The sequence below is a fragment of the Amycolatopsis oliviviridis genome (assembly GCF_014654365.1).
GTDB classification, from domain to species: domain Bacteria; phylum Actinomycetota; class Actinomycetes; order Mycobacteriales; family Pseudonocardiaceae; genus Amycolatopsis; species Amycolatopsis oliviviridis.
Map to the genome: position 1 here is coordinate 493,868 of NZ_BNAY01000001.1, position 25,476 is coordinate 519,343.

16 protein-coding genes are annotated in these 25,476 nt (G+C 71.9%); 7 read left to right on the forward strand and 9 right to left on the reverse strand.

What is annotated here, in order from left to right; translation table 11 throughout:
- Positions 1 to 11 precede the first annotated feature (11 nt).
- From IE302_RS01835 to IE302_RS01865, 7 genes are read left to right on the forward strand one after another with little or no spacing between them, the layout of a single operon-like run.
- Positions 12 to 1,016 carry an ABC transporter substrate-binding protein gene (locus tag IE302_RS01835; protein ID WP_191251078.1) on the forward strand — a complete coding sequence of 335 codons (1,005 nt, stop codon included), beginning with the start codon at positions 12 to 14 and terminating at the stop codon, positions 1,014 to 1,016.
- A complete protein-coding gene (locus IE302_RS01840; protein ID WP_191251080.1) occupies positions 1,013 to 1,996 on the forward strand; it encodes a FecCD family ABC transporter permease in 984 nt (327 codons plus the stop codon). Before IE302_RS01835 ends, IE302_RS01840 begins: the two co-directional genes overlap by 4 nt.
- The gene (locus IE302_RS01845; RefSeq protein WP_191251082.1) at positions 1,993 to 3,015 is read left to right on the forward strand and encodes a FecCD family ABC transporter permease; all 1,023 of its coding nucleotides are present in this window, start codon (positions 1,993 to 1,995) and stop codon (positions 3,013 to 3,015) included. Before IE302_RS01840 ends, IE302_RS01845 begins: the two co-directional genes overlap by 4 nt.
- Positions 3,012 to 3,788 carry an ABC transporter ATP-binding protein gene (locus IE302_RS01850; RefSeq protein ID WP_191251084.1) on the forward strand — a complete coding sequence of 259 codons (777 nt, stop codon included), beginning with the start codon at positions 3,012 to 3,014 and terminating at the stop codon, positions 3,786 to 3,788. Before IE302_RS01845 ends, IE302_RS01850 begins: the two co-directional genes overlap by 4 nt.
- On the forward strand, positions 3,782 to 13,750 hold the full coding sequence (locus IE302_RS01855; RefSeq protein WP_191251086.1) for a non-ribosomal peptide synthetase: 9,969 nt from the start codon (positions 3,782 to 3,784) through the stop codon (positions 13,748 to 13,750). Before IE302_RS01850 ends, IE302_RS01855 begins: the two co-directional genes overlap by 7 nt.
- Complete coding sequence (locus tag IE302_RS01860; protein WP_191251088.1) at positions 13,747 to 15,153, forward strand: DHA2 family efflux MFS transporter permease subunit; 1,407 nt, start codon at positions 13,747 to 13,749, stop codon at positions 15,151 to 15,153. Before IE302_RS01855 ends, IE302_RS01860 begins: the two co-directional genes overlap by 4 nt.
- Positions 15,146 to 16,186: a 3-deoxy-7-phosphoheptulonate synthase gene (locus IE302_RS01865; protein WP_229907550.1), complete on the forward strand. Its 1,041-nt coding sequence runs from the start codon at positions 15,146 to 15,148 to the stop codon at positions 16,184 to 16,186. The genes IE302_RS01860 and IE302_RS01865 overlap by 8 nt, the downstream gene beginning before the upstream one ends.
- Positions 16,187 to 16,290: 104 nt before the next feature.
- Here the strand turns inward: IE302_RS01865 and IE302_RS01870 are convergent, their stop codons facing one another.
- From IE302_RS01870 to IE302_RS01910, 9 genes are all read right to left on the reverse strand, one after another.
- Entirely contained in the window at positions 16,291 to 16,731 is a 441-nt protein-coding gene (locus IE302_RS01870; RefSeq protein ID WP_191251092.1) for an SRPBCC family protein, read from the reverse strand.
- Positions 16,732 to 16,849: 118 nt separating this feature from the next.
- Complete coding sequence (locus tag IE302_RS01875; protein ID WP_191251093.1) at positions 16,850 to 17,479, reverse strand: hypothetical protein; 630 nt, start codon at positions 17,477 to 17,479, stop codon at positions 16,850 to 16,852.
- Positions 17,480 to 17,615: 136 nt separating this feature from the next.
- The gene (locus IE302_RS01880; protein WP_191251095.1) at positions 17,616 to 18,158 is read right to left on the reverse strand and encodes a hypothetical protein; all 543 of its coding nucleotides are present in this window, start codon (positions 18,156 to 18,158) and stop codon (positions 17,616 to 17,618) included.
- 99 nt (positions 18,159 to 18,257) lie between these two features.
- Positions 18,258 to 18,914 (reverse strand): response regulator transcription factor, encoded by a 657-nt coding sequence (locus IE302_RS01885; protein WP_191251097.1) that lies wholly within the window; start codon positions 18,912 to 18,914, stop codon positions 18,258 to 18,260.
- Positions 18,893 to 19,963 carry a histidine kinase gene (locus IE302_RS01890; protein WP_191251099.1) on the reverse strand — a complete coding sequence of 357 codons (1,071 nt, stop codon included), beginning with the start codon at positions 19,961 to 19,963 and terminating at the stop codon, positions 18,893 to 18,895. Before IE302_RS01890 ends, IE302_RS01885 begins: the two co-directional genes overlap by 22 nt.
- Positions 19,956 to 21,059, reverse strand: a complete 1,104-nt coding sequence (locus IE302_RS01895; RefSeq protein ID WP_191251101.1) for a sensor histidine kinase — start codon at positions 21,057 to 21,059, stop codon at positions 19,956 to 19,958. The genes IE302_RS01890 and IE302_RS01895 overlap by 8 nt, the downstream gene beginning before the upstream one ends.
- Before the next feature lie 25 nt (positions 21,060 to 21,084).
- Complete coding sequence (locus tag IE302_RS01900) at positions 21,085 to 21,984, reverse strand: TolB family protein (RefSeq protein WP_191251103.1); 900 nt, start codon at positions 21,982 to 21,984, stop codon at positions 21,085 to 21,087.
- A complete protein-coding gene (locus IE302_RS01905) occupies positions 21,981 to 23,195 on the reverse strand; it encodes an MFS transporter (RefSeq protein WP_191251105.1) in 1,215 nt (404 codons plus the stop codon). Before IE302_RS01905 ends, IE302_RS01900 begins: the two co-directional genes overlap by 4 nt.
- Positions 23,196 to 23,211: 16 nt before the next feature.
- The gene (locus IE302_RS01910) at positions 23,212 to 25,332 is read right to left on the reverse strand and encodes a metallophosphoesterase (RefSeq protein ID WP_191251107.1); all 2,121 of its coding nucleotides are present in this window, start codon (positions 25,330 to 25,332) and stop codon (positions 23,212 to 23,214) included.
- Positions 25,333 to 25,476: the final 144 nt, after the last annotated feature.

Genomic DNA, 25,476 nt, shown 5'->3' on the forward strand with positions numbered 1-25,476 from the left:
GAGGAAAACCCATGCGCACCACAAGAACTCGCCGGCTCACCGGAGCGATCGCGCTCGCGTTGACGGTCGTGACCGCGGCCACTGCCTGTGGCTCCGGCGAAGACGGCAAGGCGGCCGAAGGCGGCCAGACCCGCGTGTTCGCGGCCGACAACGGCCAGATCACCATCCCGGTCTCGCCGAAGCGGGTCATCGCCACCGGTTACGCCGTGCCCGCGCTGCTCGAAGCCGGCGCGCCGCTGGTCGGGGTGTCCAGCTGGAAGCGCGGTATCCCGCTGTTCAACGAGCAGGAACGCAAGAAGTACGACGAGCTGGCGAAGGTCGCGGGCGAGACGGCGGCGGAGACGAACTACGAGGCGATCGCGCAGGCCGATCCCGACCTCATCGTCATCGGGGTGCCGAAGCCGGTGCTCGCCGACATCGACGTCAAGCGCCTCGAATCCATCGCCCCGGTCGTGGCCATCGGCCCGTCGGTCCCGTCGATGTGGCGTGAACTGTCCCGCAAGCAGGCCGACGCCGCGGGTGCGGTCGCCGGGTTCGACGCCGTCAAGACCGCGTACGAGACCAAGGCCAAGGGACTGGCCGAGAAGTACAAGGCCGTGCTGCCGCAGCTGAAGCTGGGTCACGTGGGCGCGTACGGCGAGGTCGCCAAGGGCAACTTCCAGCGCGAGTTCAACGGTTCGTGGGGCACCAACGCCGCACAGGACATCGGCGCCACCTACTACGGCCAGGTCAAGGTCAAGGGCGGCGGCTCCAAGGACGTCAGCGAATACCCGTCGATCGAAGAGCTGCCGACGGCGTTCGCCGAGGCCGACGCGATCACCTACTCGGTCAGCGCCGACGGTTCCGTGCCCGCGCCGGTCAAGTACGTCCTCGACTCGCCGCTGTGGAAGGAACTCCCCGCGGTGAAGGCGGGCAAGGTCTACGCGTTCCGGTACACCGAGGCCGCCACCTACCGAGCCGCGACGTCCACTTTGGACGCCGTCGACCAGGCGTTCGCGCCGCTGCTCAAGAAGTGACCACCACCGGGCGGTCCGCGCTGCTCGGCGCCGCACTGCTCGGGCTCGTCGTGGTCGCCGTGCTGAGCGTCGGCATCGGCGCGCACGCCATCGCCCCCGGCGAGGTCGTGCGCGCCCTGCTGGGCGACGGGAATCCGAGTGACCGGGCGGTCGTCCTGGACATCCGGATGCCGAGGGCGGTACTCGCGATCGGGGTCGGTGCGGCCCTCGCCGTCGGCGGGGTGCTCGTGCAGGCCCTGTCGCGCAACGCACTGGCCGAACCCGGTGTGCTCGGCGTGACCGCCGGGGCCGGGTTCGCCATCGCGGTGGGGTCGGCGTTCGGCCTCGCCGCGTCGGCGCCCGCCGAACTGGGCCTGGCCGTGGTGGGCGCCGTCGGCGCCTCGACGCTGGTGTACGCCGTCGGCAGCCGGTCGCCATTGCGGCTGGTGCTCGCCGGGACCGCGCTGAGCGCGGTGCTGCTGGGTCTCACCCTCGGCCTGCGGCTGCTGTTCCCGGACACCTTCGACGTCTACCGGTTCTGGTCCGTGGGTTCGCTGGCCGGGCGCGAGCAGGCGCCGACCACGGTCCCGCTGATCGTCATCGGCCTGTCCCTGCTGGGCGCGTTCGCGGTGAGCCGCCAGCTCAACGCCATCGCGCTCGGCGAGACGGTCGCGCACACCCTCGGCGCGAACGTCGCCCGCGTCCGGGCGATCACCCTGCTGCTGATCACGCTGATGGCGGGCGCGGCGACCGCGCTGGCCGGGCCGATCCTGTTCATCGGCCTGATCGTGCCGCATCTGGCGCGGCGGGTGGCGGGCGCGTCGATCCCGTGGCTGATCGCGTTCGCCGCGTTGCTCGGCCCGGTCCTGATGCTGGTCGCGGACGTCGGCTCCCGGGTCCTGCTGCCGACCGGCGAGGTCCCGGTCGCGATCGTGACCGCGTTCCTCGGCGGCCCGGTGCTGATCTGGGCCGTCCGCAAATACGGGGCGGCGCCGCTGTGAACACACTCATCCTGCGGCGCGGACGGTTCTCCGCCCGGATCGAACGCCGCACCCTCTGGTTCGTCGCGGCGATGCTCGTGGTCATCGCCGGGCTGACCCTGCTCGGGCTCTGCTATGGCGCGGCGTGGGCGAGTCCCGCCCGCGTGTTCGCCGCGCTCACCGGTTCCGGTGGCGGTCCCGGCGTGGTCATCCGGGAATGGCGCCTGCCACGGGTGCTGGCCGGGCTCGTCTTCGGCGCCGCACTCGGCCTGGCGGGCGCGATCTTCCAGAACATCACCCGCAACCCGCTCGGCAGCCCGGACGTGATCGGCCTCGACGCCGGCGCCTACACCGGCGCGCTGTTCGCGATCACCGTGCTTTCCGGGACGTCGACCCAGCTGACGATCGGTTCGGTGCTGGGCGGGGTGATCACGGCGGCCGTCGTGTACGCGCTGTCGCTCGGTGGCGGGCTTTCCGGGTTGCGGCTGATCGTCATCGGTATCGCGATCAACGCGATGCTGACGGCGCTCAACTCGTGGATCGTGCTGCGCGCCGAACTCGAGATCGCGATCGCGGCGGTCGGCTGGAACGCCGGTTCCCTCAACGGAGTCGGCTGGGACGACGTCGCCATCCCGTTCGGAGTGCTCGCGGTGCTGTTCGCCGTGCTGTTCACCCGGGCGCCGGCACTGCACCAGGCCGCGCTCGGCGGCGCGCTGGCGGTCACCACCGGTGTCCGCTGGGACCGGCTGCGGCTGGTCCTGGTGCTGATCGGGGTCGGCTGCACGGCCACGGTCACCGCCGTCGCCGGGCCGATCGCGTTCATCGCGCTGGCGGCCCCGCAGATCGGACGACGGCTGGCCCGCACACCCGGCATCGGCCTGCTGCCCGCCGCCCTCACCGGCGCCGTGCTGCTGACCGGTGCCGACCTGGCCGCCCAGATGTTGCTCGCGCCGGAATCGCTGCCGGTCGGTGTGGTCAGCACCGTGATCGGCGGCGGCTACCTGATCTGGCTGCTCACCAAGGAGGTACGGCGCACATGAGTGCCCGCTTGACCGCGCGGGAGCTGACCCTGCGCTACGGCGACCGGATCGTTTCGACCCGGCTGAGCCTCGACTTGCCCGACCGTGCGTTCACCGCCGTCGTCGGACCGAACGCGTGCGGCAAGTCCACCTTGCTGCGCGCGTTCGTCCGGCTGCTGAATCCGGCGAGCGGCGAGGTCGTGCTCGACGGGAAGAGCGTCGGTTCCTTCCACGGCAAGGGTTTGGCGCGGGAACTCGGGTTCCTGCCGCAGGACCCGGTCGCGCCGGAGGACGTCCGCGTCCGGCAGCTGGTCGCTCGCGGCCGGTTCCCGCACCAGTCGCTGTTCGCGTCGTGGTCCGAAGAGGACGAACGCGCGGTGATCGAGGCGATGACCGCGGCCGGGGTCGCGGGGCTGGCCGACCGCCCGGTGCAGGAACTCTCGGGCGGACAGCGTCAGCGCGTGTGGGTGGCGCTCGTGCTCGCGCAGAAGACGCCGTACCTGCTGCTCGACGAACCGACGTCGTTCCTCGACATCGCGCACCAGTACCAGCTGCTGAACCTGCTGGCGCGGCTGCGCGACGAGGGCCGCACGGTGATCGCCGTCCTGCACGACATCAACCAGGCCTGCCGCTACGCCGACCATCTCGTCGCGTTGCGGGAAGGCCGGATCGTCGCCGAAGGCGCGCCCGCCGACATCGTCGACGCGGAGCTGATGAAGGAGGTCTTCGATCTCCCCAGCGTCGTCGTGCCCGACCCGGTGACCGGAACCCCGATGGTGGTGCCTTCATGCTGACCCTGACCGGAGCCCAGCTCGGGATCTGGACCGCGCAGCGCCTGGAGCCCGACTCGCCGTACTACGTCGTCGGTGACGTGATCGAGATCGACGGCGACCGGCCGGTCGACCTCGTCGCGCTGGCCGAAGCGATCCGCGCGACCGCTGAGGAGGCCGACAGCCTGCGGCTGCGCGTCTTCGAGACACCGGACGGGCCTCGCCAGCAGGTGTCAGCGGAACCGTTGCCGTCGCCGGACGTCGTCGACCTGCGTGGTGAGACCGATCCGGAGACCGCGGCGCACGCGCGGGTGGCGGCCGAACGGCGCCGGGTCGCCGAGGCGTGCCGCGGCATGCTGGACCGCCCGTTGTTCGCCCATCTCGTGCTGCGGCTCTCCGAGTCACGGGTGTGGTTCACCCAGCTCGGGCACCACCTGGTGTTCGACGGCTACACCGCGGCGATGCTCGCCCGCCGGACAGCGGCCCGCTACACCGCTGTGGTCCAAGGCAAGGACGTACCGCCCTCGACGTTCGCCCGGTTCGCCGACCTCGTCGAGGCCGATCGCGACTACCGCGCGAGCGAACGCTTCGAACAGGACCGGGAGTACTGGCGTGAGCGGTTCACGCCGTTGCCGGATCTCGACGACGGCGGCAGCACGTCGGGTCCGCCCGAGCACACGGTGACCGCGCGGTCGGTGCTGCCCGCATCCGACGTGGCACGCCTGCGTGAGCTGGGCAAACGAGCCGGGACGACCTGGGGCGACGCGCTGATCGCCTGCTACGGCGCCTTCCTGCACCGCGTGCTCGGCTGGAGCGACGTCGTGTTCGCGATGCCGTTGATGTGCCGCGAGGGCGCGGCGCTGCGGACCCCGGCGATGGCGGTCAACGTGCTGCCGCTGCGGGTCACGGTGCTCCCGGAGGACTCGGGGGCCGCATTGACCGCGCGGGTCGCGGGCGCGCTGAAGGAGATGCGCTCGCACCAGCGTTATCGCGGCGAGGGCCTGCCACAGGATCTCGCGGTGCCCGGCGCCGGGGCGCTGCTGCACGGCCGCGGCATCAACCTCAAGGCCTTCGACCTCAAGCTCGACTTCGCCGGCTCGCACGGCACCATGCGCAATGTCGCGGGCGGACCGCCCGAGGACATGGGCCTGTCCGTGCTCCCGACGTCGGACGGCGGGCTGCTGCTCGGTTTCGAGGTCGACGCGCGGACCCACGACCAGGCCGCCGTCGACGCCAAGCTGACCGCGCTGCGCTGCCTGATCACCGCGCTGACCGAGCCGGACGGCCCGGTCGTCGGCGGCGCGGATCTCGTCCCGGCGGGGGAGCGGGACATGCTGCTGGAGGCGTGGTCCACCCCGGCTCCGGACGGCGAACTCCTTGACGTATCTGAACTTCTCGCTCGGCTCGATCCCGGACAGACCGCTCTGGTGTTCGGTGACAAACGGCTGACCGGCGGCGAACTCGTCACGCGCGTGCACCGGCTCGCCCGGGCGTTGCGGGCTCGTGGCGTCGGGGCCGACGACGTCGTCGCGCTGGCGCTGCCGCGGTCGGCGGATCTGGTCGTCGCCCTCCTGGCGGTGCTCGACGCCGGGGCCGCGTTCCTGCCGCTGGATCTCGCCCATCCGGTCGAACGCTTGCGGGAACTGGCCGCCGAAGCCGGCGCGGTGCTCACCGTGGCCCACGATCCGGAGATCGTGCCGGGGCCGCAGTTGCTGCTCGGCGAGACCGATCTGTCCACACTGGACTCTTCGCCGCTGGAGATTTCCCGCCACCCGGAGCATCTCGCGTACGTCATCTTCACCTCCGGCTCGACCGGCCGTCCCAAGGGCGTCCTCGGCCGGGTCGGCGGGCTGGCGACGCTGCTGCGTCACCACCGCGCGACCACGGTCGCCGAGACCGAACGCGCGGCGGGCAGGCGGCTGCGGGTCGCGCACACCTACTCGTTCGCCTTCGATTCCGCGCTCGATCAGCTGATGTGGCTGCTGTTCGGGCACGAACTCCACGTCTACGGCACCGACGTCGCCCGTGACGCCGACGAGTTGCTGGCCGCGTTCGCCCGCGACCGGATCGACGTCGTCGACACCACGCCGTCGATGGCCGCGCCCCTGATCGACGCCGGACTGCTCGCCGGGCCGGACCGGCCCGCGCTGCTCGTCCTCGGCGGCGAGGCGACGCCGCCCGCGCTGTGGCGCAAGGTCGCGGCGTCCGGTGTCCGCGCCCGCAACATGTACGGGCCGACCGAGGCCACTGTGGACGGTGCCGGATCCTGGCTGGACGACGGGGAACCGACCATCGGGACCGCCGTCCCCGGCACGGCGGTGCGGGTGCTCGACGCCGCGCTGCGGCCGGCGCCCGCAGGATCGCCGGGCGAGCTGTACCTCGCCGGACCGCATCTGGCGCGCGGCTACCTCGGTCGGCCCGGCGCGACCGCCGAGCGATTCGTCGCCGATCCGTTCGGCGCGCCCGGAGAGCGGATGTACCGCACCGGCGACCTCGTGCGCTGGGTCCCCGGCCGCGGGCTGGAGTACCTGGGCCGCCGCGACGGTCAGGTGAAGGTGCGCGGCCATCGCGTCGAACTCGGCGAGGTCGAGGCCGCGCTGGCCGCCGTCCCCGGGGTGCGCGCGGCCGCCGCCGCGGTGCGCGGGCCGCGACTGGTCGGCTACGTCGTCGGCGAGGTCGTCCCGGACGCCGTCCGCGCCGAACTCGCCGGGCGGGTGCCGGAGCATCTCGTTCCCGCGGCCGTGGTCGTGCTCGACGCGCTTCCGTTGACCTCCAACGGGAAGATCGACCGCGTCGCGCTGCCCGCCCCGCGCGCGGCGGCCGGACGCGCCGCGGCCACCGACCGCGAACGGTTGCTGTGCGCGACCATCGCCGAGGTGATCGGGGTCGACGAGGTCGCCGTCGACGACGACTTCTTCGCGCTGGGCGGCGACAGCATCACCGCGATCAGCGTCAGCAGCAGGCTGCGCGCGCACGGTCTCGACCTGCGGCCGCGTGACCTGCTGGCCCGTCGCAGTTTCGAGGCCCTGGCCGCGGCGAGCGCCGAGATCGGCGCACCGGCGGACCCGCCGGACGAACCTGTCGGTGAGGTCCCCGCCCCGCCGATCGTCCGCGCGCTGCTCGATCCGCATCCGGACGTCACGACCATCGCCGGGTACACGCAATGGACCGCGATCCGGCTCGACGAGGACCTTCCGCCCGGCCTCCTGACCGAAGGCGTGCAAACACTCCTGGACCACCACGACGTCCTCCGTCTGCATTTAGAGGACGAAATGCGGGTCCGGGAACGCGGGGCGGTGAAGGCGTCGGACGTGGTCATCGAGACGACCGGCGAACCGGCCGAGGTCGCGGCGGAACTCGCGAACTCGCTCGATCTCCGGGCCGGGGTGCTCAAGGTCGCGTTGCTCCCGGATCACCTCGTCATCGTGATCCACCACCTGGCGATCGATGGGGTCTCGTGGCGGATTCTGCTGCCGGATCTGCGTGCGGCCTGTGCCGGTGAACCGCTCGAACCGGTTGGGACGTCGTGGCGACGGCACGCGCTTCTCCTTGCCGGGCAAGGGACTTCCGGTGCGCGGCGCGGCGAACTCGACCACTGGCGCGGCGCGCTCGACGGCCCGCGGCTCGGCCACCGTCCGCTCGACCGGACCGTCGACACGGTCGCGACCGCACGGCGTTCGGTCACCCTCGCGACACCGGAGCAGACCGACGTGGTGCTCACGAGCTTGCCTGCGGCTTACCGCGCCGGGCCGGACGACGTCCTGCTCGCCGCGCTCGTGCTCGCGCTCCGCTCGTGGCGGGAGGCTCCGGTCGGGGCCGAAACCGTGTCTCTCGAAGGACACGGCCGGGATCAGGACGGCCTGGACCTGTCGCGCACCGTCGGCTGGTTCACCGCCGAGCATCCGCTGCGTGTCCCCGCCGCCGCGGTGGCCGCGAAGACGGACTTCGACAGCGCGCTCGCGGGCGGTGACGCGGCAGGGAAGCTGCTGCGGGCCGCCAAGGAGGCCAAACGTGCGGTGCCGGACAACGGCATCGGCTTCGGCGTCCTGCGCTACCTCGACCCGCTCACCCGGGACGAACTCGCCGCCGTCCCGCCACTGGACGTCGTCCTGAACTACCTCGGCCGGTTCGCCGCACTGCCCGGGACGGGCTGGCGGCTACCGGAGGAAGACCCGTTCGCGGTCACCGAGCCGGACGCGAAGTCGCTGGAACAGGTCCTGGCGCTGAACTGCTTCGTGCGTGAGGACGGCAGCCCCCGGCTCGCCGTCGAATGGACCGCGGCCAGTGCAGTGCTCGACGCCGAAAGCGTTGAAAAACTTCAAGAAGCTTGGTCGCGAGCGCTGGAAGCGCTGGCCGCGCACGCCGCCCGGATCGGACCGGACGGCGGGGGTCTCACGCCGTCGGACCTGCCACTGGTCGGTCTCGACCAGGGCGACATCGACGCGCTCGAACGCGCACACCGGGTCGAGGACGTCCTGCCCGCGACCCCGCTGCAGACCGGGCTTTCGTTCCACACCCTGGCCCGCGGCGCCGAGGACACCGACGTCTACGTGGTGCAGGCCGTCACCCTGCTCAGCGGCTCGCTCGACGCCGACCGCATGCGCGAAGCCGCGGCGGAAGTGCTGCGGCGGCATCCCGCGCTACGCGTCCACCTGCACACCACCGACGCGGGCGAGGTCGTCCAGGTCGTGCCCGCCGACGTCACGCTGGACTGGCGGTTCGCGAGTGTGCCGCCGGAAGAAGTCGCCGCCGAGTGCCGTGCCGAACTGGCCCGCCCGTTCGACCCGGCGACCCCACCGCTGATCCGGTTCCTGCTGCTGACCCTCGGCCCGGACGAACACCGCCTGGTGCTCACCAATCACCACGCGCTGCTGGACGGCTGGTCGATGCCGCTGGTCGGCCGCACCTTGCTGGCCACCTACGCCGAACTCGGCGGCGGCCCGGCGGCCCCGGTCGCCCCGCCGCTTTCGGAGTACCACCGGGTGCTCGGCGAACGCGACCCGGACGCGGCGCTGGAGGCGTGGCGCGAGGCGCTGGCCGGACTCGACGAGGGTACGCGGCTCGCCCCGGCGAGCCTGGAGTCCACTGTGGAGCGTCCGGAACGCGTCATCGTAGAGCTGGGCGGGGAGTTCAGCGAGCGGCTGCGCGGCTTCGCCCGTGCGCGCGGCATCACCCCGACCACGGTGTTCCAGACCGCCTGGGGTGTCCTGCTCGCCAGGCTGACCGGCCGCCGCGACGTCGTCTTCGGCTGCCCGGTCTCCGGGCGCCCGGCCGAGGTCCCCGGTGTCGAGCGCATGATCGGCCAGCTCGGCAGCACGATCCCGGTGCGGGTGCGGTTCGACGCCGCCGACACCGCGGTCACCGTGCTGGAACGCGTGCACACCGAAAGCGTCCGGCTCTCCGAGCACCATCACGCGGGGCTGCCGGACATCCAGCGCGCGGCCGGCGTCGGCGACCTGTTCGACACGATGCTGGTGATGGAGAACTTCCCGCTCTCCAGCCGCGCCCGCACCACGCTGGCACCCGGCCTCGACCTCGTCGGGGTCGACATCACCGACGCCACGCACTATCCGCTCACGGTGATCGTGCTGCCGGGCGACGAGTTCACCGTCGGCCTCGGCTACCAGCCGCAGGCGTTCACCCGCGACGAGGCCGAGTCCTACGGCCGCTGGCTGCGGGCCGTGCTGCACGAGATCGTCACGGATCCGGCGCGGCCGGTCGCCCGGCTGCGCGCGCTCGACGCCGACGAAGAACGCGCCATGCTGCGCCTCGGCGAAGGGCCGGAACCCCGCCGTGACCGCGGCGGCATGCTGGAGGAGTTCGGCCGCTGGGTCCACGCGACCCCGGACGCCGAAGCCGTCGTGTGCCGCGACCGGAGCCTGACCTACGCCGAACTGGACCGTCGTGCCAACCGGCTCGCGAACACGCTGATCGAGGCCGGGGTGAAGCCGCAGGACCCGGTCGCGGTCCTGCTGCGCCGCGACGTCGACCTCGTGGTCGCGCTGTTCGGCGTGATCAAGGCGGGGGCGGTCCACGTCCCGATGGACCCGGACTACCCGGCGGACCGGCTGGCCTACATGCTCGGTGACATCGAGCCGGCCGCCGTCGTGTCCACTTCGGACGTCGAGGATCTCCCGGTGATCCATCCGGACGTACTGTCCACTGAGGACATCGATCCGTCCGTCCGGCTCAGCGAGGACGCGCTCGCGTACGTCATCTACACCTCCGGCACCACCGGCAAGCCCAAGGGGGTGGCGGTACCGCATCGCGGCGTCCCGAGCCTGATCGCGTTGCAGGAGGACATCGTCGGGATCGGGACCGCCGAGCGGTACCTGCACTTCGCCTCGACGAGTTTCGACGTCGCCTTCTGGCAGTTCATGCTGCCGCTGCTGTCCGGCGGCACGTCGGTGATCGCTCCGGAGGAGGTGCGCGTCTCCGGCGACGACCTGCTGGCCTACGCCGCCGAACACCGCGTCACCGGGCTCAACCTGCTGCCGTCGTTCCTCTCCGCGATGCCCGACGACGCGACGGTCGACCCGGACGTGTTCTTCGTCGTCGGCGCCGAACGGCTCGACCCGGAGCTCGCGCGGCGCTGGGGGAACCGGCGGGCGCTGTTCAACGCCTACGGGCCGACCGAGGTCACCATCAACTCGGTCACCTGGCATTACGACCCGGCCGACCCCGGCCCGCTGCCGATCGGCCGCCCGGACCCGGAGGTCCGCGCGTATGTGCTCGACGGCGGACTGCTCCCGGTCGGCACCAACGTCACCGGCGAGCTGTACCTGGCCGGGCCGAAGCTGGCCCAGGGCTATGTCGGCCGGGCGGCGCTGACCGCCGAACGGTTCGTGGCCGACCCGTTCGGGCCGCCGGGGGAGAGGATGTATCGCACCGGCGACCTGGTCCGCTGGCGTCCGGACGGCCAGATCGTCTTCCTCGGCCGCGCCGACCACCAGGTCAAACTGCGCGGGTTCCGGATCGAACTCGGCGAGATCGAGACCACGCTGACCGCGCACGACGACGTGCGCGCCTCGGCGGTGATCGTCCGCGAAGACCGGTTGGTCGCCTATGTCGTTCCCGTGGACGGCGCCGAACCCGACCCGATCGTCCTGCGCGAGTACCTCGCCGCCGAGTTGCCCGCGTACATGGTGCCGACAGCGTTCGTGGCGCTGGACCGGCTTCCGCTCGGCCCGAGCGGCAAACTGGACCGGGCCGCGCTGCCCGCGCCGGAGGCCCGCTCCGACGGCGGGCGCGAGCCCGCCACCCCGGCCGAAGCCGTCCTGCTGCGCGTGGTCCGCGATCTGCTCGGTCCCGACGTCGGCCTGGACGACGGGTTCCTGGACGCGGGCGGGGACAGCATCGCCTCGCTGCGCGTGGTGTCCCGCGCCCGCCGCGAAGGACTGCACCTGACCGCGCGTGACGTCTTCGAAGGCGGCACGGTCGCCGGGATCGCCGCGCGCTGCGGTGAACCGGAACGGTCCGAGGAAGCCCACGCCGTCGGGGACGCCCCGCTCACGCCGATCATGCGGGATCTGCTGTCACGCGCGGGAAAGGCGGCCGACGGGTTCTGCCAGTGGGTCGAGATCTGCGTGCCTTCGGCCGGCGACGTGCGCCGCTGGCGTTCGGTGCTCGACGCCGTCCTCGCCCGCCACGACGTCCTGCGTGCGCACCTGGTCGAGGACGCGCTGCGGGTCCCGGACGTCGAAGCCGTGACCAGCGCCGACATCCTCACCACCGTCCGGGTGTCCGACGATCCGCGTGCGGTGCTGGACGCCCAGGTCGAGCAGATCGTGGCACGGATGGACCCGCGCACCGGGCCGGTGCTGCGGGCGGTGCTGGTGGACGCGGGCGAGGACCGGCCCGGACGCTTGCTCCTGGTCGCCCATCACCTGGTCGCCGACGCGGTGACCTGGCGGGTGCTGCTCGACGACGTCGAACAGGCCTTCCACGGCAACACCCTGCACCGGCGCGGGCAGTCCTTCCTGGGCTGGGCGCGATCGCTGCGCGCCGCCGCGACGCATCGAGAGGACGAAACGCCGTACTGGCAGGGAATCGCCGCCGCGCCGGAGGGCACACTCGGCCGCACCCGGCTCGATCCGGCGCGCGACACCGTGGCGACCGCGCGGCACCACCGGATCGACGTCGGTGCGGACACCACCCGCGCCGTGCTCACCACCCTGCCCGCGGCATATCGCACCGGCCCGGACACCGTGCTGCTGACCGCGCTCGCCCGCGCGGTCGCCGCCTGGCGAGGGACCGAGGCCGATCTGCTCGTCGCCGTCGAGAGCCACGGGAGGCCGGGACACAGCCCGGACTTCGGGGGCACTGTCGACCTGGCGCAGACCGCGGGCTGGTTCACCGCCGTGCATCCGGCGCGGATCGCGCCACCCGCCGGACCGTTGCCGGACGCGCTGAGGGCCGTACGCGACCACCTGCGCGCGGCGGGGGACGGCCTCGGCCACGGAATCCTCGGTGCGCCGGGGCCCCGGCCCGAGATCGCGTGGAACTACCTCGGCCGGTTCCCCGCGCCGCCGGTCACGGAAACCCCCTGGCAGCGGCCACCGGACGCGGATCCGCTCGGTTCGGGCGGCGGCGCGGAGATGCCGCTGCCGTACGCGCTGACGGTGAACGCGATGGTTCCCGACGGCGGCACGCTCGGCGTCCGCTTCACCTGGCCGTCCGCGCTGTTCACCGAGGACGAGATCGTCGTGCTGGGCGGGCATTTCCGCACCGCGCTGGACGAACTCGCCGCCGACGTGCTGGGGCCCGGCGAGGTCATGCCGCTGACGCCGTTGCAGGAGGTGATCCTGCGCGAGTCCCGGGCGGCGGGCGACGCCGACCCGTATCCGGTGCAGGCCGCGTTCACGCTGTCCGGTGACCTCGACGTCGAGGCGCTGCGGGCGGCGGCGGCCGCGCTGGTCCGGCGGCAGCCGAACCTGGGCGCCGTGTTCCCGCCGTCGCACGAGGTCCAGGTCGTCCCCGCGGAGCCGCGAGCGGGGTTCCGGGTCCGTGAAGTGTTCGAAGCGTCCGAAGTGGACGCCGCACTGGACGAGGAGCTCGCGGAGCCGTTCGACCTGGCGAACGGACCGCTGTGGCGCGTCACCGTGCTGCGACACGGGCCCGGCCGTCAGACGCTCGTGCTGACCAGTCACCACCTGCTGTCCGACGGCTGGTCCGCGCCGCGGATCCTCGGTGAGCTGTTCGCGCTGTACGCGGGGAAGCCGTTGCCGGAGCCGGTGCCGCCGGCCCGGTACACCCGCCTGCTCGCCGCGGCCGATCACTCGGCCGACGTCCGGGCCTGGCGGGCGGAACTCGACGGCCTGCCCGAGGGCGACCACCTGCCGCGCACGGGCGGTTCCGCTGAACCCGCTCTGTTCACTGTGGACGGTTCGCTGGTCGCGGAACTGACCCGGCTGGGCGCGGCACGCGGGCTCACCGCCAACACCCTGTTGCAGGGTGCCTGGGCGGCCGTGCTCGCGAACCATGCCGGACGTGCGGACGTCAGCTTCGGGGTGATGACCTCGAACCGGACGTCCGATGTGGACGGTGTCGAGGAGATCATCGGGCTGCTGGCGAACAGTGTCCCGGTCCGCGCCCGGTTCACCGGGACGGTGGCCGAGTCGCTCGCGGACCTGCAGGCCCGGCAGCAGGCGATGACCGGGCACCACCGGATCGGCCTGCCCGAACTCGCGTCGCTCGCCGGTCGCGAGCGGTTGTTCGACAGCCTGCTGGTGTTCGAGAACTATCCGGTGGATCCGGCGAAGCTGCGTGAACCCGCGCCCGGCCTGACCGTCACCGGGACGAGGTTCCGCGAACGGACGCACCATCCGGTGAGCGTCACCGTCGTCCCGGGCGAGTACGGCTGGGAAGGCGTGCTGTACGCGAGGCACACCGACGCCGGGGCACTGGCCGACGCCCTGGTCCGGTTCCTCCGGGAACTGCCGTCGTGGCTGGACGGCGACGCGGCCGGGTTCGTGGGGGAGCGGTGACCGCGCGCCCGATCGACGCCGCGCTGTGGCGCACGGCGGCCGTGCTGGTGCTCGGCACCTTCATGGCGACCTTGGACAGCACGATCGTCTCGGTCGGCGTCGACACGCTCGCCGAGGAGTTCGGCGCGCCGGTCACCGGCGTCCAGTGGGTGACCACGGCGTACCTGCTGGCCGTGGTCACCGCCGTGCCGGCGTCGGGCTGGCTCGCCGACCGGTTCGGCGGCCGCCGCGTCTGGCTCACCGCCGTCACCGTGTTCCTGCTGGCGTCCCTGCTGTGCGCGCTGGCCCCGACCCTGCCCGCGCTCATCGCCTTCCGTGTCCTGCAAGGACTCGCGGGCGGCCTGCTGCCGCCGACCGGGCAGGCGCTGCTCGCGCGGGCCGCAGGACCGGACCGGATCGGCCGCGTGATCAGCGTCGTCGGTCTCGTGCCGCTGCTGTCTCCGGTGCTCGGCCCGCTGGCAAGCGGCACGATCCTCGCCGTCGCCGACTGGCCGTGGCTGTTCTACGTCAACCTCCCGGTCGGCGTGGTGGCGGTGATCCTGGCGCGGCGCTGGGTACCGGCAGGCGAACCGGGCGGCCGGGGCGACCGGTTCGATTTCCGGGGCGCGCTGCTGCTCTCGCCCGGGCTCGCGGTGCTGGTCTTCGGGCTCACCTGGTTCGAACAGGGAAATCCGGTGGTCGCCGGGATCGCGGTCGCGGCAGGGGCCGCCATGCTCGCGGCGTTCGTCCGGCACGGGCTGCGGGCCGAAGCGCCACTGCTCGATCCACGGCTGTTCACCCAACCGCCGTTCGGGGTCGCCGCGCTCGCGCTGGTGCTGCTCGGCGCGTCCGTGTTCGGCACGATGTTCCTGCTCCCGCTCTACCTCCAGCGCGGCGCCGGACTGTCCACTTGGGACACCGGTCTGCTGCTGGTGCCCCAGGGCATCGGCGCGGCGGCCGGATCGGTCCTGGTGAACCGGCTCGTCGACCGGATCTCACCGCGCACCCTGGTGCTGAGCGGGATCGGGCTGGTCGCCCTCGGCACCGCGCCCTTCACCCAGCTCGGCGCGGGTCTCCCGGACTGGGCGATCGTGGTTTCCCTGCTGCTGCGCGGTTTCGGCGCGGCGCTGATCGGCGCGCCGGTGATGACGATCGTCTACCGCCGGGTCGAACCCGCCCGGCTGCCCCGCGCGGCCGGGGCACTGAACCTGCTCAACACGCTCGGCGGCTCGATCGGCACCGCGGTGCTGGCCGTGGTGCTGCAGGCCCGGCTGGCCGCACGCGGCCCGGACGTCGCCGCGGCCTTCGCCGACGCTTTCTGGTGTGTTCTCGGCCTCGCCGTGGTGGCGGTCGCCGGTGCGACGCGGCTGCCCCGGGCCGGGGTGGCCGCCCCCGACAAGAAGAAAGGTCATGCGGATGCCTGACCAGGACACCCTGCCCAGTCCGGCCGAGGTGGCCACGAGCGACGTCGTGCCGGACGAGATCGCGCGGCATCGCGAAACCGTCGCCGACGTCCTCGCCCGGCGCGACTCGCGGCTGCTCGTCGTCGTGGGCCCGTGTTCGGTGCACGACACCGACGGCGCGCTCGAGTACGCGCAGCGGCTCGCCGAGGCGTCCGGGCGCTTCGCCGACGACCTCGTCGTCGTCCTGCGCGCCTACCTGGAGAAACCGCGGACGATCGCGGGCTGGACCGGCCTGGTGCCCGACCCCACCCTGGACGGCAAGGGCGATCTCGCGTCCGGGATCCGGATCGGACGCCGGTTCCTTGCCGACGCCGCCGCGACCGGGCTGCCGCTGGCGTACGAGTTCGTCGACCCGTTCCTGGCGCCCTACTTCGCCGACGCCATCAGCTGGGGCGCGATCGGCGCGCGGACCGTGGCCAGCCAGCCGCACCGGCACCTGGCGTCGTGGCTGCCGATGCCGATCGGCATGAAGAACTGCGTCTCCGGGCGGCTGGACACGGCCGTCGCCGCGGTCCGTGCGGCCGCGCTGCCACACGTGTTCCCCGGCGCCGCCGCCGATGGGCGACCGCGGATCCAGCGCAGCACCGGGAACCCGGACGCCCACCTCGTCCTGCGCGGCGGCCCGAAACCGAACCACCACGCCCACGCCGTCGCGGACGCCCTCGACGCGCTGACCACCGCCGTCCTGCCACACAGGCTCGTCGTCGACGCCTCGCACGGCAACAGCGGCAAGGACCACAACCGGCAGCCCGTGGTCGTCGCGGACCTGGCCGATCAGATCTCGGCGGGCAACGACGCGCTGGCCGGGGTGATGATCGAGTCGTACCTGTCCGACGGCAGGCAGGACGTCGGGTCCACGCGGCCGCGGCCCGACCTGAGCATCACGGACGCCTGCCTGGGCTGGGAGCGGACCGTGCCGTTGCTGGAGTCCCTCGCTTGCGCGAACGCTGTGCGGCGCCTCAGCGCTCCGCGCAAGGCGAGCGCGCGGGCGTGACTCGCGTGATCAGACGGCGAACTCGAGAGTTCCGGCTCTGATCACGCGAGGTTCGGCTCTGATCACGCGAGGTTCGGCTCTGATCACGCGAGTGCGGTGTCGCGTCACGAGACCTCAAGCGCTTCCAGGACCGACTTCATCGTCGGCACCAGCTCGTCGCCCATCTTCTCGAACTGCCGCTTCAGGAAGGGATCCGCGAGTTTCGCCAGCCCGTGGAACTCGATGGTGGCGTGATAGCTGACGGTCGTCGTGCCGTCCTCTTCGGACACCGTCAGATCGTCGGTGGACGTGGCGGTCTTGTTGTCGCCGACGAACACGATCCGCCCCGGTTCCAGCCGGTCGAGGCGATAGGTGAGCTCGGTCTTCTTGCCGCGGAACTCGGACACGTTGTGCCACTGGCTCCCGACGGCGATCGGGCCGGTGCCGGTCCGGGTGCATGACACGGTGCCGGGGTCCCACGCCTCCGCGTGCGCGAAGTCCTTCAGATAGTCGACGACGGTCTGGGCGGGGGTACGGACGGTGATCGTCCGGTGCACGTGAACCACCCGGTCAACGGTACTTACCCGCTCCCGTCCCCGCAGCGCGACCGAGTACATGAAGGCCCCCTTCCTGTACCTAGGCGCAAGGAAGGGGGCCATCATGTACTCGAAGCGAAGCGGAGACTTACTTCTTCCAGACGACCGGCTTGTCCTTGTAGCCGTCACCGTCGCCGTAGGTCGCGCCGCCGACCTCGTCGCCGTCCTTGACGGCCTGGAGCACGCAGGTCTCGAACGTCGCGCCGACGGTCTTGAAGTCCTTCTTCGCCGTCTCGGACTGGCACTTCGGGGTCTCGCCGGTGATGATCACGCCGGTGCTCTTGCCGTCCGCGCCCACCGCGCGCAGCCGCACCGAGCTGTAGGTGAGGTCCGTGCCGCCGACGTTCTCCACCGAGATCCGGAGGTACACCGGCGTCATGCCCTTGGCCTTGTCACCGTAGGCGGCGAGGTCTTCCTTCGCGCCCAGTTCGATCGACTTGACGGTGATCGCGATGGTGCCGCTCTTGTCGTTGCCGTACTTGAACGGGACGACGGCGCGGTCGCCGACCTTCAGTTCGCTGCCCGGCGCGGTGGCGTCGGCGTTCGAGACCGGGACGGTGCCGCTGGTCGCGGGCGAGGACTCGGGGGCCGCGGACGACGTCGGGGCGGCCGAAGGAGCGGGAGCCGCGCTGCCCGTCTCCTCTTTGCCGCCGCAGGCGGAAAGCAGCAGCGCGGCGGCGCAGCCGGTGGCGATCAGGGCGATGCGGTGGGACTTCATGGATCTCCTCGGACTTCTCGCCGAATCGGCTCCGGCGTGCTCGCCACGCACCGTAGTCGATACCGGAGTACAGCGGTGTGGCCCGTTCGCACCACAAACGATCACGAATCGATTGCGCCGATCGGCCCAGCCGTGGTCACTTCTTCCAGATGATCGGCTTGTCCTTGTAGCCGGCGCCGTCGTTGAAGGTCACGCCGCCGACCTCGCCGCCGTCCTTGACGCCCTGGGTGTCGCAGGTCTCGAAGGTCGCGCCCTTGGCGGCGAAGTTCTCGGGCGCCTCACCTTTGCAGGCGGGGGTGCCACTGGCCATGATCACCTTGGTGCCCTTGCCGTCCGCGTCGACCGCGCGCAGGGACACGTCGGCACCGGAGAGATCCGTGCCGCCGACGTTCTCGATCACCATCCGGACGTACACCGGAAGCGTGCCTTCGCCCTTGTCCTTGAACTTGGCGAGGTTCTCCTTCGGCCCGATGTCGATCGACTTGACGGTGATCGCGATGGTGCCGGACTTCTCGGCGTACTCGAACGGGACGACGGCGCGTTCGCCGACCTTGAGCTCACTGCCGGGCGCCATGGTGCCATCGGCGTTGACGGTCTTCCCGCCCTCTCCTCCACACGCGGAAAGCAGCAGCGCGGCGGCGCAGCCGGTGGCGATCAGGGCGGTACGGGCGGACTTCATCGATCTCCTCGGACTCCCCGCCGGATCGGCTCCGGCGCGCGCTACGCAGGGTAATCACCGAAGAGGGGCGACGCTGTGGCCCGTTCACACCACAAACGATCACAAATCGCTCACGCCGATCAGCCCGTCCTGGATCGCCCGCGCGACGAGCGCCGCCTTGGTGGGCGCCTCGCGGCCGATCTGGGCGTACTTGACCCGGATCCGCTCCAGATGGGAGTTGACCGTGTTCGGCGAGATCCCCAGCCGGTGCGCGACGAAATCCTTCGACTCGGACTGGAACCACTCGATGAGCACCTCGGTCTCCCGCGCGGAGAGGGCGGGACGCCGCTCCGAGCGGTCCCCGGCGAGCGCGCCGGCCAGCGACGGCGGCGTGTACGACCGGTCGGCCGCCGCCGCGCGCACGGCTTCGAGGAGGTGTTCCGCGCCCTCGGCCTTGGTGAGATAGCTGAGCGCGCCGAGTTCGAGGCACTGCAGGACGGTCTCGTCGTCGGCCCGCATCGAGTAGACGACGACGCGGCGGCCCGCCTCGGTGAGCCTGCGCAGATCGCCCATCGCCGGGGTGGTGCTGTTGAGGTGCAGGTCGAGGATGACGACGTCGGCGCGCGCGCCCTCGCCGATCCAAGCTGCCCGGACGTCCTCGCCCTCGGCCACGACGGTGACCGGCGGGGTGCCCGAGGACAGCCAGTGCACGACCCCGGCCCGTACGGCCGGATGATCGTCGACGACCACCGCGGTCAGTTTGGTCGCGAACGCCATTTCGCCTCCATCCACGATCGTTCTCCGAGTGCGTGCCATTCGACGTCGACGGCGCCGGATCCGTTCGGTGCGGCGCCGGGTTCACCGTCGGTGATCGCCGCGACGCGGATCTCGTCACCGGTCCGCAGGACGCTGACCCTGGCCTGGGACCGGGCGGCGACCAGCGCGGTCATCAGCGGGCCGGTCAGTTCGCGGCGGACCGCGGTCGGCACGGGCGCCGCTTCGCCGCTGACCGCCAGTGTCACCGTCAGGCCCCGCCGCTCGGCGAGATCGACGCAGGCCGAAACCTCGTGCACCAACGGATCCGGGACGTCGTCGTTTTCCGCGAACAGCCGTCGTAGCTGCGTCGCGGCGAGCGCGCATCGTCGCCGGACCTCTTCGTCACGCGGGTCCAGGGTGCGGTCGGCCAGACCGGCGAGCAACGGCAGGGTGGCGCCGAGCTGACCCGCGAACCGGCTCCGCTGGTCGGCTTCCCGCTGTTCGGCGAGCGCCTTGCTGTGCGCTTGCCGGTCCCGTTCGGCCGAGGCTTCCGCGGCTTCGCCCGCCCTCCGGTTGACGACCCTGATCAGCGTCAGCGTCGCGGCCTGGAAGGCGAGCACGCTGAGCCCGACGATCACCGCGCTGCCGATCTCGCCGCGATCGGTGGGGGCGGAACCGATCTGCCGGAGGAAGGTGAGCGTCATGTGGAAGACGAGCGCGGCCATCGCGAGCACGGGCCGGTCCAGCAGCAGTACCAGCATATGCCAGCCTGCGAGGCCGGACGCCCAGTCCCCGTCGCCGAACAGCTGATCCGGGGGCATCGCCCAGGTCGCGGTCGCCGCCGCGGCGAGGACGACCACCGCTCCCGGGAGTGCGACCGGCCAGGGGACCGGCTTCCAGCGCAGCACCCACCACGCCGCCACGACGAGCACCACCGCGAGCGCGGCGAACGCGATCCGGCTCGCGGTGTCGTCCAGCCGGACCAGGCTGAGCCCGACCTGGACCACCGCCGTCGCGAGGAGGACCGCGATCCGGCAGCCGCCGAGTACGCGGTCAGCTGTCTCATTCATGGGGCCACACCAGATCCACCGTGGTCCCCGCGCCCGGCGCGGAGGTCACCTCGGCCCGGCCGCCCGCCGCGGCCATGCGTTCGACGAGCGAGCCGCGGACACCCCGCCGCTGCGCCGGGGTCGCCGCCGGGTCGAAACCGCGTCCCTCGTCCCGGACGGTCACGCGGACGCCGTCCTTCACCGTCAGCCGGGCCTCGCCGACCCCGGCGTGCCTGTCGACGTTCGCCAGCGCCTCCCGGACGGCCCGGACGAGCGCCAGGGCCGCCGACGCCGGGATCGGCGCGATCGGCGACCACCGCGTCTCGACCTTCACCGGGCTCTGCGCGAGGACGCCGCGCAACGAGGTTTCGAGGTCGACCACGCTGCCGGGACCGGATTCGCCGGTGAGGATCGCGAGATCGCGGCGGGCGTATCCGGCGACCTCGGCCGGGTCCGTCGTTTCCCCGCGCTGGGCCACCGTGAGGAGGGTGGCCGCCGCCGTGTCGTGCAGGACGGCCAGATACTCCCGTTCCTGGCGTCGTCGTTCCACGGCAAGGGATTCCTCCCGCGCCAGCCGGGCACGGCGCTCGCGGAGAGAGTCGATCCGGCGCGTCGTCCGGGACAGCAGAAGGAACGCTCCCCGCGCGAGGGTGGCTTCGAGCAGCACCCGCAACACCACCGAGAAGCCGTCCTCGAACCCGAGCGGCACCACCTCGATCGCCAGCAGGCAGGCGACGGCGGGTACGGTGATCTTCGGCGGCCACTCCCATTGGAGGGTGATCGCGGTGATGGTGAGGACGTTCAGCGCCCACTGGTTCAGTTCGCCCGCTTCGGGCGCGGTCAGGAACTGGGTGCCGCAGATCGCCCCCGCGCGCGTCAGCGTCAGCGCGAAGGCCACCGGCCTGCCCCGGCCGGTCTTCCCCGCCAGGAGTTCGGCGACCGCGGTGGCCAGCGCCAGCGTGAGCAGGCCGAAGGCCAGCGGGAGTGCGCCGGTCGGCGTCGCGAGCACCCCGAAAACGCTGATCACCACCAGCCCGGCACCCCGTGCGGGGCCGGCGAACCGGCCGACGACCGTCAAGAACTCCGCTTGGACGGAGTTCTCACGATCGGACGGCACGGGCAGCAGTCAAGCAGGCGAACGGTCACCGCACCACCGCGGGGGAGGAGGCGGCCGGGCGGACGAGGACGGGCGCGCCGGTCCCGTCGGCGGGCACCGCGTGGATCGCCTTGTCCCGGCCGTAGGCGACGGTCCGGTCGTCCAGCCACTGTGGCTGGTCGTCCAGATGCGCCGGGTCGGCGAGCGGGACGTCGCGGCCGTCCACGAGGGACAGCACGTGTAGCCGCCAGCGGTCGCCGTCCCGGAACTTGTAGGCGACGCGGGTGCCGTCCGGCGAGAGCGACGGGCATTCGACGTTACGCCGCAGCGAGGTCAGCGTCCGGCTTCCGAGATCGCCCCGTACCAGCCAGGTGCCGCCCGCCGATCTGGCGGTGGCGTAGAACGTCCGATCGTCGCGGGCGAAGGTCACGCCCCAGTAGTTCAGATCCTGTCCCTCGTACGGTTTCCCGTCCACGACGAGCGCGAAGTCCTCCAGGGAGCCGTAGTGGTTTCCGGTGGCCAGGTCGAAGATCCCGGCGGTCGTGGAGAACGTGCCCGCCCCGCCCAGGTAGGAGTCGCCGGCCCGGAACACCGTCCAGCCCACCAGCCGTCCGGACGGCGACACCCGGACCCGCGACGGCGTCCCCCATTCGGAGATCCGCCGCGGTTCGGCCCCCGGTTTCGTGACGACCAGCTCGGCCTGGTCGGGGATCGCCGTCGCGCGCAGGCACGCCAGCGTCCCCGCGGCGACGTCGACGCGCTGACAGGACGGCCCGACGCGGTCGTCCTGCCGCACCCGGCCCGACTCGTCCACGGAGATCATCCCGCCGTGGGCCAGGTCCAGCTGCTGTTCCGCGACCGCGTCGCCGGAGCGGAGCCCGACGAAGACCGCCCCGGCCGCCACGGTGAGCACCACGGCGGCGATTCCCGCCCATGTCCGTTTCATTTCACCCTCGTTCCGGCCAGGACCGACACCAGCAACACCACGGCGAAGACCGCGAACGCGGGCCGCAGCGCAGTCCCCGCCGCGAGCGCGCCGAACAGGACCGCGCCCGCCGCCCTGGCGAGTGACTGTCCTGTTTGGACGAAAGCCAGACCGGTGGCCCGCAACGACTCCGGTACCAGCGGCGACGCGTGTGCCATCAGCACGCCGTCCGTGCACGCGTAGAACACGCCGTGTGCGGTCAGGACGACCGCCGCGACGAGCCATCCGCTCGCGGAAGCGGCCAAGACGACGTACGCGGCGAGCAGCACGACGTGGCCGCCGAGGAACACCTTCCACCGTCCGGCCCGATCGGCGAGCCGTCCGATCGGCGACGCCAGAGCCATAAACGCGAGCGCCGTCGCCAGCGGTAGCAGGGGGAGCGCCGACGGCGGCAGCCCGGCGGACTGCTGGACGCCCACGAACAGGAACATGTCGCCGACCGTGCAGACGCCGAGCGACGCGGCCGCCAGGCACGTGCCGCGCAGGCCGGGCTGACGCAGCAGGGCGAGACCTTCCGGCAGCCGCACCCGCGACCGCTCCGCCGTCCCGGCGGGGGCCCGGACGAACATCGCCAGCACGATCACCGCGATCACGGCGAGGCAGAAGCTCACCCCGAACACCGCCGGATAGTCGCCGACGAGGACGGTCAGCAGCCCGAAGGCGATGATCGGCCCGAGCAGCGCGCCGGCGGTGTCCATCGCGCGATGGACACCGAACGCGCGGCCCAGGCCGTCGGCAGGGGTGGCGAGGGTGATCATCGCGTCCCGGGGCGCGGTACGGATGCCCTTGCCCGCGCGATCGGCGCCGATCACCAGGCCGATCGCGCCGAGCGAGGAACCGGCGGCGGGGAAGGCGAGTTTGGTCGCCGCCGAAAGGCCGTAGCCCACCAGGGCCACGGCCTTCGGACGGCCGAGGCGGTCGGCGAACCAGCCGCCCGCCAGCCGCAACAACGCCGTCGCACCCGTGTAGAGCCCGTCGATCGCGCCCAGCTGCAGGTAGCCGACGCCGAGCCCGTAGACGAGGTACATCGGGAGGACGGCTGTGACCATTTCGGCGGACATGTCCGTGATCAGGCTGACCACGCCCAGGCCGAGCACGGTGGCGGGTACGGCGTGCTTCGCGCGCCCGGCGGGCCGGGCGGGGTCAGTGGAGCGAACACTGGAGAGGTACATGTCCGGCCTTCCCTCGCTAGGCGGTGACGCGGACGTCGTCGACCGCGGACTCCCACAGCGACACGGTGCTCGCGTCGGCGGCCTCGACCACCAGTCGCACGCTCCGCCCGGCGAACGACGCCAGGTCGGCCGTGCCGCTCTGCCAGGCCCCGGCGACCTCGGTCGCGGCGCCGAGTTTCTCGAACACCGTCGTCGCCGTGGTGCCGTCGAGCACGCGGAGCCGCAGGTAGTCGGCGGAGGTCGCGTTGTCGCCGTGCGCGAAGGTGTAGGAGAACGTCAGCTTCCCGCCCGCGGGCACGGTGAACGCCGGTGAGGTCATCGACGACACCCCGCCGTCGAGGTCGTCGGCGCCGTACTCGGATCCGGCCAGCCGCCCGGTGACCAGGCAGTTCGCGCCACTGGGCGTGTCACCGCGTTGCTTGATCTGGTTGCTGTAGGTCGACGTCGTCTGCTCGGGATCGCCGCGTTCCCATTTGCCCGACGTGGCGGTGTCCGTCGCGGCCGCGTTGACCTGCCAGCCCTTGTCGGTCTCGAAGTCGTCGGCGAACGCCTCACCGCCGCCCGAGCCCACGCTGACGGCCACCTTCGCGGTCTGGCTGACTGAACCGGAGGACCCGGTGACCGTGGCGGTCGCCGATCCGCTCGCCGAGTCCGACGCGGTCAAGGTCAGCGTCGCGGTCGCGGTGCCGTTGGCGGGCGGGGTGACCGACGACGGCGAGATCGTGCCGGTGACTCCCGAGGGCAGCTCCGAGACCGACAGGGCGGTGGCCGAAGAGAAGCCGCCGGTGCTGCCGACGCTCACCGAAACCGACGCCGTCCCGCCCGGCTTCACCGAAACCGACGACGGGCTGGTGCCGACGGAGAACGCGGGGGAGGAGACGCCCTTCTTGCATTTGCCGGTCGTCGTGTCGGTGAAGGTCCGGCCCGACACCGGCACGAAGTCGCTGCGGTAGTCGGACGCGGTCAAGGTCAGCCTGCTCACGCCGAAGGTGTTGGTGTTGCCCACTTCCTGTACGGCGGCCGACGACTGGTCGAAGTTGTAGTAACCCCGGCCGCCGGTGCCGATCAGCAGCTGGCGGACGCCGTTGACGTCGTCGCGCTTCCCGTCGGGCCGCGACGGCGCGAACCGCTGGTAGTTGTGATCGTGCCCGACGACGATCAGGTCCGCTTTCGCGTCGTACAGCGTCTGGAAGAACGGGTTCACCGACGTGTCGTCGCCGTGGGTTCCGCGGCTGAACCGCGGGTGGTGGAAGTACGCGGCCGTGCACGGTTTGGTGCTCGCCGCGAGGTCGTTCTTGAGCCAGGTCACCTGCGCCGAACCGCTGCTGTGGGTGATGTTCGAATTGAGCGCAACGAAATGCCAGTCGCCGACGTCGAAGCTGTAGTAGCCCTTGCCGCGTTCACCGGCCCGCGTGCCGAAGTAGTCGAAGTAGCCCGAGGCGCCGGAGGTCTTGTACTCGTGGTTCCCGGGTGTCGGGTAGGTGATGGACCTGAACTGGCCGTAGTACGGGTCGAACTTGCTCTTGTATTCGGACAGCGAGCCCGAGTCGTAGGCGTTGTCCCCGGCGAGGATCAGCGCCTGCGGGTTCATGTTCTTGATCAGCGGGGCGGTCTGGTTGCACGAAGACCCGCAGACGTCGCCGACGGCGGCGACGGTCGTGGTCGCCTCGGAGAGCGGACGGGCACCCGACTGATAGGAGTCGATGGCGAACCGGCTGGCGGGGTCGGACAGCGCTGCCGAGACCCGCACGCAGTCGCCCTCGAAGGCCCGGGTGTGGAAGGCCTTGCCCGGCCAGTGCTGGGCGGTGAGGGTGAACGAACCGGCCCGGCTGCCGGTCAGCGTCACGGAGTCGTTGCCGCGCAAGGAAAGCTCGGTGAACCGGACGCGCAACCACTGTGCGCCGGCAGCGCAGACGGAACGGGGCGAGGCGGCCTGAGCGGACACCGACACGGGACCGCCGGTGACACCGGACTCGACCAGTTGCGGAACCTGATCGGCCACTTCGGGAACGGCGGGCGGTGCGGCTTCGCCCGGCTGTGGCTGGGCGGCGACCAGGAAGGCCCCGGCCGCCAGAGCGGAGGTCGCGACGGCGAGCGTCCGGTGGCGCCATCGTCGCTGTCTTGTCGCTGAGCACATGGGAATCCTCTTCCGGCTATGAAGGGAGGACGATCAATTCGGGAATATGCAGGGAATCCCGGGATTCCTCCGACCCTAATCACGGCCGGGCCGTCGTCAACGAAAAGCCGTTCGGGACGCTGGACAACTCTGAACGGACCAGGG

Coding starts and splice junctions, on each gene's coding strand:
- IE302_RS01835 (WP_191251078.1), top strand. CDS start 12: ATGCGCACCACAAGAACTCGCCGGCTCACCGGAGCGATCGCGCTCGCG.
- IE302_RS01850 (WP_191251084.1), top strand. CDS start 3,012: ATGAGTGCCCGCTTGACCGCGCGGGAGCTGACCCTGCGCTACGGCGAC.
- IE302_RS01855 (WP_191251086.1), top strand. CDS start 3,782: ATGCTGACCCTGACCGGAGCCCAGCTCGGGATCTGGACCGCGCAGCGC.
- IE302_RS01865 (WP_229907550.1), top strand. CDS start 15,146: ATGCCTGACCAGGACACCCTGCCCAGTCCGGCCGAGGTGGCCACGAGC.
- IE302_RS01875 (WP_191251093.1), bottom strand. CDS start 17,479: ATGAAGTCCCACCGCATCGCCCTGATCGCCACCGGCTGCGCCGCCGCG.
- IE302_RS01880 (WP_191251095.1), bottom strand. CDS start 18,158: ATGAAGTCCGCCCGTACCGCCCTGATCGCCACCGGCTGCGCCGCCGCG.
- IE302_RS01885 (WP_191251097.1), bottom strand. CDS start 18,914: ATGGCGTTCGCGACCAAACTGACCGCGGTGGTCGTCGACGATCATCCG.
- IE302_RS01890 (WP_191251099.1), bottom strand. CDS start 19,963: ATGAATGAGACAGCTGACCGCGTACTCGGCGGCTGCCGGATCGCGGTC.
- IE302_RS01900 (WP_191251103.1), bottom strand. CDS start 21,984: ATGAAACGGACATGGGCGGGAATCGCCGCCGTGGTGCTCACCGTGGCG.
- IE302_RS01905 (WP_191251105.1), bottom strand. CDS start 23,195: ATGTACCTCTCCAGTGTTCGCTCCACTGACCCCGCCCGGCCCGCCGGG.
- IE302_RS01910 (WP_191251107.1), bottom strand. CDS start 25,332: ATGTGCTCAGCGACAAGACAGCGACGATGGCGCCACCGGACGCTCGCC.